1 pseudogene is annotated in these 2,380 nt (G+C 42.6%); it reads left to right on the forward strand.

The features are described from left to right. Positions 1-246: 246 nt before the first annotated feature. Positions 247-2,380: pseudogene (locus AB5123_RS14100) on the forward strand (hypothetical protein); the annotation flags it as partial.

Below are 2,380 nucleotides of genomic sequence, written 5' to 3' on the forward strand. Positions count from 1 at the left end.
GCGTCCCCTCAAATGGTTTTCGCCTATCGAATTTCTTAATAATAGTGTCCAATATGATTGACAAACCTACATTTTTTTGTTTTGTATCCACTTTGCTTTTTTTACTGCGTTGACCTTTGGTGTATGACGAATTTATTGAAATCATTCTCATTGTAACTTATTTTCATTGACATACGCCTTGCGTTGTGATATTATATATATAAAGGTGTTCTCGTTTAAAAGTTTTTGTATGAGGTGATGAAATCGATGAATATGAAGAAAAGAATGTTGGGCATTGTTCTGTCTGGCGCAATGGCTGTTTCTACTGCTGTGTCTGCTGGATCGTTCAGTGCCTTTGCCGTGGCGCAATGTGTTGCGTATTCAGGCTCTAATGTGAATGCTCAGGACTATGTGCAATGGTCTGACACAGTGAAATCTTACCTGACAGTGTGCGACAACGGCAATTATATGCGTGTCCAGTCAGGCGCTATCGAGGGCAAGCTCCTTGTGGAATATTACAGCTCTGATTTTGAACCGCTCAGCACCAAGCTTATCGACAATGAACTGCCGATCTTTGGTGCTTTCTATGACTCCGGCAATAATTATTATGTCCTTAGCGGTCAGGAAAATCCGAAACAAAACGACTCCCTCGAGGTTTTCCGTATCACGAAGTATGATAAGAATTGGAACAAAATAAAGTCCTGCGGTCTGTATGGAGCTAACACTACAGTTCCATTCGATGCAGGCTCGGCAAGAATGACCCATAGCGGTGACCACCTGCTTGTGAGAACCTGCCACGAAATGTATAAATCAAGCGACGGCAATAATCATCAGGCTAATGTTACCATTGAAGTGGATATGCCGTCAATGACTATCACTGATTCGTATACCGGCGTCATGAACGTTGATTATGGCTATGTGAGCCACTCCTTCAATCAGTTTATAAAAACCGACGGCAACCATATAGTCGCCCTCGACCATGGTGACGCTCATCCACGTTCTGCCGTTCTGGTGAAGTATAATTCTGATTTTACTACAGGCAAATTCTTCCCAAGCTATTTTGAACAGGTCAGCAATATCGACGTTGTAACATACCCTGAATATACCGCCGGTCACTATAACTATACAGGTGCGGCTATAGGCGGCTTTGATGTGTCATCATCAAGCTATATCGTGGCACAGAGTACAGTTGACCTTGATTATATCAATACGTCAGAAACACGAAACGTCTACGTTTCCGCTGTTTCAAAGGATCTTTCCACAAACAAGCTCAATAAGATAACTTCTTATGCAGAAGGTACAGACTCAGCTTCTGCTCCACAGCTTGTGAAGATAAATAATAACAGCTTTTTGCTATTGTGGGCCAGAGATACAAAGGTAAGCTGTGTGAAGCTAAACGCTGACGGCACAGTAAACGGCAGTATACACACCTTTGAGGGAAGCCTTTCAGATTGCCAGCCTGTTATCAAAAACGGCAGAGCAGTTTGGTATGTTTACGATAAAAATAACGTGACCTTTAACTCCCTGAACTTTTCAAATCTTGACGATATAAAGACGGTTGACGTCAAAACAGGTCATGACTACGAAACAAAGTACGCATCAAAAACTGACGGCACTGTAACACAGACCTGCAAGTCTTGCGGTTATGTGAATAAGTTCACAGTTCCGACCTCTACCACTGTTTATTGGCGCACAGACCTTTCGAATACGTCCTTTTCAAGCGTATTGAGCAAAACTCAGTTCAGTGTGGGCGACAGCATTGATTTCTGGCTTTATGACGATACAGACTACACAGTTGAATTTTCTGATTGCAGCATGGTAAGTGTAAATAAGCTTGAAAACTATGCTAATGATATCAGACGTATCACATTTAAAAACGGCGGTTCACTCACTGTAAAAATTTATCCTACATACAATCCGTCTGTAGCAAAGACATACAAACTCACCTGCGGATGCACGAGCCACACATATGGCAGTGCTGTTATCACAAAACAGCCGACCTGCACATCAGAGGGTACAAAAACAAAAACTTGTACGCAGTGCGGAGCAACAGTAACAGAAACAATTGCAAAGCTTTCCCACAGCTACACAGCCACAGTTGTTGCACCTACTTGCACTGCTAACGGCTACACTCTCCACAAGTGTTCTGTTTGCGGTACTTCATACAAGGATAACACAACAAAAGCAACAGGTCACAGCTACGGAAATTCTGTTGTAACAAAACAACCGACCTGCACATCAGAGGGTACTGCTATAAAGACTTGCACAAAGTGCAATGCGACAGTTACAGAAACTATACCAAAGACTTCACACAAATATGTCGACACAGTTGTTGCACCTACTTGCACTGCTAACGGCTACACTCTCCACAAGTGTTCTGTTTGCGGTACTTCATACAAGG

This window comes from Ruminococcus sp. RTP21204st1_B2_RTP21204_210225, assembly GCF_040914135.1.
Lineage (GTDB): Bacteria > Bacillota > Clostridia > Oscillospirales > Ruminococcaceae > Hominimerdicola > Hominimerdicola aceti.